Origin of the sequence: Streptomyces sp. SPB074 (assembly GCF_000154905.1) — a bacterium.
Classification (GTDB): Bacteria; Actinomycetota; Actinomycetes; order Streptomycetales; family Streptomycetaceae; genus Streptomyces.
Window position 1 is genome coordinate 6,636,464 of the sequence record NZ_GG770539.1, and the last position, 5,413, is coordinate 6,641,876.

Consider the following 5,413-nt stretch of genomic DNA (forward strand, 5'->3'; position numbering starts at 1 on the left):
CGCGCGGACCGTCCCCGCAGCGGCGACGGCCCGGGGCCGGACCCGCAGGAAAGCAGTGGCTGACGGTCCCGGTCGCGCGGCGGCGCCCGGCGGCGCACGCTGGGGGGAGAGCGGGGAACGGCCACCGTCACGCCTTCACGACGGGAGCACCACCATGGATCAGGACCAGTCCGCACAGGTCGTCGTAGAACTCCAGGGCTGCTCGGCGCGCGACGCCGACGCCGTCCTCACCGCCCTCGCCGGGGCCTTCGGCACCGACCGCGCGGCGAGCGACACCCCGAGCGAGACACCGGGGGAGCGGCCCACGGTCTGGAGCGCCACCTTCGACACCTCCGACCGCAGGGGGCACACCTCGCCGGTGCGCATCGCCGCCGCGCTCGACCTCACCGCGCAGGGGGGCTACCACGCGGTGAGCGACCTGCGCGAAGCCCTCGGCGAGGTCTACGCCGTCGAGGTGCTCGGCTCGGCCTCCGGTGACCAGGAGAAGGAGATCCAGCTCCGGCTGACCCCGGCCTGAGAGCGCCCTCCACCGCAAACGGGCGCCCCGGCCGGCTCGCCCGGGCCACCCCGGGCGAGCCGCCGCGTCATCCTGTGAAGATTTCCACGAGCGACCAGATCGCCAGACCGGCCATGCAGATCCCCCCGACCCGCTGCACGGTCCTGAGCGGCACGCGCTTCGCGATGAACCGGCCGGCGAGCAGCGCGAGCGCGGAGACGCTCATGAGCGCCGCCCACGAGCCGATCGCGACCGACAGCGTGCCGCGCGAGGCCGCGAGGTTCGCGGTCGTGATCTGGGTCAGGTCGCCCCATTCACTGATGAAGACCGCCATGAACGCGGTCGTCCACACGGGCCAGAACCCGGTGACCGCGCGGCTGCCCGCCTCGTCCCCGTCCTCGTCGTCGTCCGCGTCGGCGCGCAGGAGGAGGACGGCGCCGAAGCCGAAGAGGAGCGCGGAGACGAGCGAGACGATCCAGGTGGGCAGCAGCCCGATGAGGCTGCCGGCCGCGCACGCGATGACGACGTGCACGAGAAAGGCGCTGGAGGTGCCGAGCCACACGTAGAGGGGCCGCATCCTGGTCCCCATCGCCAGCGAGGCGAACATGGTCTTGTCGGGGAGCTCGGCGAGGAAGATGAGGCCGAAGGCCGTGACGACGGCGAGCGGGTCGAGAGACATCGAAGCGGTGCCGGTCTTTCCTGGACGGGGCCGCGGCCGTGATCCGTGCGCCGCCCGGCGGGAAGGACCACTCGGCCACGGCGAACGAACGCGCCCGCGGGTCGCGGGCACGGTCCTGCCTGGCCGAAGGTCTCGTCCACCGCCCGGTGACCGGGCGGCCCGGTCGCCGGGCCCGCGTCCGCCTCCCGGCGCACGCGCGGCCAGTATGTCGACATACCGGTATCGCGGGACTACTCCCCTTCGTCGGGGCCAAGACTAACAAGCCCGTACCCGTGCCCGGAACCTCGCCCGGAGCACGCGCTGCATCCGCGCGGACGCCCGCACGGACGTGTGTCCGGCACCCGCTCGGCAGGTTTGGGGTTTGACGGGCCGCCCCGGCGGTCACATCGAAGGCCATGCCCCGCATCGGATACACCCTCATGACCGAACAGGCAGGCCCCCGCGCGCTCGTCTCGCACGCGGTCGGTGCGGAGGAGGCCGGGTTCGACTTCTCCGTCATCTCCGACCACTACTTCCCCTGGCTGCGCGAACAGGGCCACGCCCCCTACGCGTGGAGCGTCCTGGGCGCCGTCGCGCAGGCCACCGAGCGGCTGCCGCTCATGACCTACGTGACGTGCCCCACCGTGCGCTACCACCCCGCCGTCGTCGCGCAGAAGGCCGCGACCGTCCAGCTCCTCTCGCAGGGCCGCTTCCGCCTCGGCCTCGGCTCCGGCGAGAACCTCAACGAGCACGTCACCGGACGCGGCTGGCCGGCCGCCCCGGTCCGCATCGAGATGCTGGAGGAGGCCGTCGGCATCATCCGCGCCCTGCTCGGCGGCGAGACCGTCCACCACGACGGCAAGCACTTCACCGTCCAGGACGCCAAGCTGTGGGACCTGCCGGAGACCGCCCCGCTGATCGGCGTCGCCGTCTCGGGCCCCCGCTCCTGCGCTCTCGCCGGCCGCCTCGCCGACCTCGTCATCGCCACCGAGCCCAAGGCGGGACTCCTCGCCGACTTCGACCGCTTCGGTGGCACCGGGAAGCCCCGCGTCGGCCAGCTCCCCGTCTGCTACGACCCCGACCGCGAGGCCGCCCTCACCCGCGCCCACGAGCAGTTCCGCTGGTCGCTCGGCCCCTGGCCGGTCAACGCCGAACTCCCCGGCCCGGTCTCCTTCGCCGGAGCCACGAGCACCGTCACCCGCGAGGACGTCGCCGCCGCGATCCCCTGCGGCGACGACGTGGACGCCTTCACCGAGGCGGTACGCGCCTACGCCGACGCCGGTTTCGACGAGATCGCCCTCGTCCAGGTCGGCGGCGAGCACCAGGAGCCCTTCCTGCGCTGGGCGCGCGAGCGGCTGCTCCCGGCGCTGCGGAGGCTGTGAGCGCGAGGAGCGCTCACTCGCCGGAGTCGGCCCGGTCCGAGGACACGTCGAGCACCCCGTCGAACTCCGAGAGCGAGGCGACGAGCGCGTACACGCTCCCCGGGCCCTCTACCTCCAGCCACACCGCCCGCGCGCCCGTCTCCAGCTCCTCCTCCTCTACCAGCGGGTCCTTCTTGAGGGAGGGCCGCGCCGGGCGCTCGACGTTCACCTGCACGACCCGGAAGCCCATGTCCGTGCACTCCTTGAGCACCCGGGACAGCACCCCGCTCCCCGAGCGGTAGCTCAGCGTCAGCCCGGCCTGCTCGACCGAGGAGAGCGCGGGCAGCCACCGGGTGAGCCACGGATAGCCCCGGACGACGAGGAAGTGCACGAGCGTCGCCGCGATCCCGAGGAGCGGCAGCCCGCCCCCGCAGGCCATCCCGATCGCACACGTCAGCCACACCGTCGCCGCCGTCGTCAGGCCCCGTACCGCGTCACGCCGCACGAAGATCAGGCCACCGCCGATGAAACCGATCCCCGAGATGATCTGCGCCGCGACCCTCGACGGGTCGAAGGACACGTTCTCCAGGCCGAGCACCGCGTTGAACCCGTGCTGCGAGACCTCCATGAACAGCGCGCTGCCCACCCCCACCAACGTGTGGGTGCGCAGGCCCGCGCTCTTCTGCTGCACGGCCCGCTCCGCGCCGATGAGTGTCGACAGCAGCAGCGCGAGACCGATCTCGGCGAACTGCCGGGCCCCCTGCCCGGCCGCCGGATCGAAGAGCGACATCGCCAGCGTCCGCATCCGCCCACCTTCCGTCCCCGCACGGCCACCGGCGCCACGGGCCGGGGCCCGGCGGCGGCTCCGTGCCCACATCCGTCACCGGCCGCCGCCGAGCCTATCCACGCCCCGCCCTGTGACCCCCCTCACACGCGCCGCCATGTGTGCGGCACGGGGACCGGGGTATCCGGCGAGAGCCGGGCACAGCGAAGCGTCCCGGGGGCACACGCGCACGGGGGCTGGAGACCATGAACGAGCACACGACGACCGCGCTTCATCCCGCGGCGGATACCTCCGCGACGGGGCTTCCCGTGACGGGCCACGCCACCGCCGCGTACGCCGTCACGGCGGACGGGGCCGCGACCACGGGACCCGCCGTGCCCGCCCAGCCGCTGCGCCACTCCGCGCGCTTCGACGGGACGCCCGGCAGTGTCTGCGCCGCGCGCGGCGTGACCACGCGCTTCCTGCACCGCCTGGAGGCCGAGTGGTGCGCGCGCGTCCCCGAGCGCACGGCGGGGGACCTGCACCTCGTCGTCAGCGAACTCGCCACCAACGCCGAGCGGCACGCGGGCGGCTTCCACCGGCTGGACCTGACCGGTGACGCCCAGCACGTCGTCGTCACCGTGCACGACACGAACCCGGTCGCGCCGAGCTTCCTTGCGCCCGACCCGACCCGCGTCGGCGGCCACGGACTGGAGATCGTCCGCGCCCTCAGCCGCGAGATCCGCATCGCCCGCACCCCCGGCGGCAAGTCCGTGGGCGCGGTCATCGACCTGCCCCACTGACCCGGCCCGCCGCACCGGTCCCGGCTCCCGGCCGGCGAGGCGGCCCCCTCGGCCCATCCGCCCCGTCCGCCGGGCCCCCCGCCCCGGCCCGGGCGTGCGGATATCCTCCGGCGACACCGTCCCGCCGCCGGAAGGACCCCGCTTTATGACACCCGAGGCGCTCGCCGCCCTGATGGCGGATCACCCGTACTCGCCCGCCGCCCAGGTCGCGCAGACCGCCCACCGCCTCGCCCTCGCCGCGCACTGGTCCCCGCCCCGCGGTGCCCGGCTCCTGGAGATCGGCTGCGGGCAGGGCGACACCACCGCCGTCCTCGCCGACCTCGTCGGACCCGCCGGGCACGTCCTCGCGACCGATCCGGGCCCGGCCGGCCACGGCACGCCCGTGACCCTCGGCGACTCGCTGCGGCACCTCACCGCCGGGCCGCTCGGCGACCGCGTCGAGACCCGCCTCGGCTTCGACCTCGCCGCGGCCGCCCCCGAGCCGGGCTTCGACGCCGTCGTCCTCGCCCACTGCTCCTGGTACATGGCCGACGCGAGCGCCCTGCGCCGCCTCCTGGAGCGTGCCAGGGAGTGGGCGCCCGTCCTGCACTTCGCCGAGTGGGACCCCGCGCCGACCTCGCCGGACCAGTTCGCCCACCACTTCGCCGTCCGTCTCCAGGCCCACCTCGTCGCGACCGGGCCGCGCGGCGACGGCAACGTCCGCACCCCCTTCTCGCGCCCGCAGATCCTGCGCCTGCTCGCGGAGACCGGCTGGCACGCGGGCCCCGCCGCCTCCGTCCCTGCGACAGGACTCCAGGACGCGGACTGGGAGATCGACGCGGCCCGGTACTGGCTCGAAGAGGCCCGGGGGCAGGACGGGTTCCCGGCCCACGCCCTCGACCTGGCGGAGAGCGAGGCCGACGTCCTGGCGGCGTGCGCGCGCCCGGAGGGCAACGTGTGTCTTCCGGTGTGGACGGTGACGGCGACGGCCTGAACGGGCGTCCCCCTGGTCCCGCCCCGCACGGGTTGTCACCCGCCGTCCGCGGGCCCGTCACCCGAACGGCCCGCGCTCAACTCCCGTCCTGCGGGTACACGACCTCCAGGAGCGGGGGCGCGGGTCCCTCGCGAGGCCCACGGGGAGCCGGGGATGAGCGACGACACGCGGGACCTGCTGATCGTGCTCGCCGTACTCGCCGCGCTCGTGCTGGCCGTGGCCCTCGTCCTCGCCGTCCGCCTCGTGCGCGCCCGCAGGACACTGCGCGCCGCCGGGCTCCCCGCGGGCAAGCGCTGGGTCTTCTGGGGCGCCCTGCTCTACCTCGTGCTCCCCACCGACCTCGTCCCCGACCCCGTCTA

At 74.7% G+C, this 5,413-nt stretch carries 7 protein-coding genes; 5 read left to right on the plus strand and 2 right to left on the minus strand.

The features are described from left to right. Positions 1–154: 154 nt before the first annotated feature. On the plus strand, positions 155–517 hold the full coding sequence (locus tag SSBG_RS28315; protein ID WP_008749473.1) for a hypothetical protein: 363 nt from the start codon (positions 155–157) through the stop codon (positions 515–517). A 67-nt stretch (positions 518–584) separates the two neighbouring features. Here SSBG_RS28315 and SSBG_RS28320 read toward each other — a convergent pair whose 3' ends face one another. After that, positions 585–1,175, minus strand: a complete 591-nt coding sequence (locus SSBG_RS28320; RefSeq protein ID WP_008749474.1) for a TMEM165/GDT1 family protein — start codon at positions 1,173–1,175, stop codon at positions 585–587. Between the two features lie 395 nt (positions 1,176–1,570). Here SSBG_RS28320 and SSBG_RS28325 point away from each other — a divergent pair, with 395 nt between their 5' ends. Next, complete coding sequence (locus SSBG_RS28325) at positions 1,571–2,536, plus strand: LLM class F420-dependent oxidoreductase (RefSeq protein ID WP_008749475.1); 966 nt, start codon at positions 1,571–1,573, stop codon at positions 2,534–2,536. Between the two features lie 13 nt (positions 2,537–2,549). On the opposite strand, the gene SSBG_RS28330 is transcribed toward SSBG_RS28325, so the two are convergent. After that, positions 2,550–3,320, minus strand: coding sequence for an MgtC/SapB family protein (locus SSBG_RS28330; protein ID WP_037870818.1), 771 nt, complete (start codon positions 3,318–3,320; stop codon positions 2,550–2,552). A gap of 224 nt (positions 3,321–3,544) precedes the next feature. Here SSBG_RS28330 and SSBG_RS28335 point away from each other — a divergent pair, with 224 nt between their 5' ends. From SSBG_RS28335 to SSBG_RS28345, 3 genes are all read left to right on the plus strand, one after another. Beyond that, positions 3,545–4,081, plus strand: a complete 537-nt coding sequence (locus SSBG_RS28335) for an ATP-binding protein (RefSeq protein WP_037870820.1) — start codon at positions 3,545–3,547, stop codon at positions 4,079–4,081. A gap of 145 nt (positions 4,082–4,226) precedes the next feature. Next, complete coding sequence (locus tag SSBG_RS28340; RefSeq protein ID WP_008749478.1) at positions 4,227–5,054, plus strand: class I SAM-dependent methyltransferase; 828 nt, start codon at positions 4,227–4,229, stop codon at positions 5,052–5,054. A 153-nt stretch (positions 5,055–5,207) separates the two neighbouring features. Further along, a partial coding sequence (locus SSBG_RS28345) for a DUF1232 domain-containing protein (protein WP_037870821.1) occupies positions 5,208–5,413 on the plus strand: 206 nt, incomplete at its 3' end.

Bases quoted from the DNA above. Each gene is read 5' to 3' on its own strand.
- SSBG_RS28325 (WP_008749475.1), top strand. From the start codon at position 1,571: ATGCCCCGCATCGGATACACCCTCATGACCGAACAGGCAGGCCCCCGC.
- SSBG_RS28320 (WP_008749474.1), bottom strand. From the start codon at position 1,175: ATGTCTCTCGACCCGCTCGCCGTCGTCACGGCCTTCGGCCTCATCTTC.
- SSBG_RS28335 (WP_037870820.1), top strand. From the start codon at position 3,545: ATGAACGAGCACACGACGACCGCGCTTCATCCCGCGGCGGATACCTCC.
- SSBG_RS28315 (WP_008749473.1), top strand. From the start codon at position 155: ATGGATCAGGACCAGTCCGCACAGGTCGTCGTAGAACTCCAGGGCTGC.
- SSBG_RS28340 (WP_008749478.1), top strand. From the start codon at position 4,227: ATGACACCCGAGGCGCTCGCCGCCCTGATGGCGGATCACCCGTACTCG.
- SSBG_RS28330 (WP_037870818.1), bottom strand. From the start codon at position 3,320: ATGCGGACGCTGGCGATGTCGCTCTTCGATCCGGCGGCCGGGCAGGGG.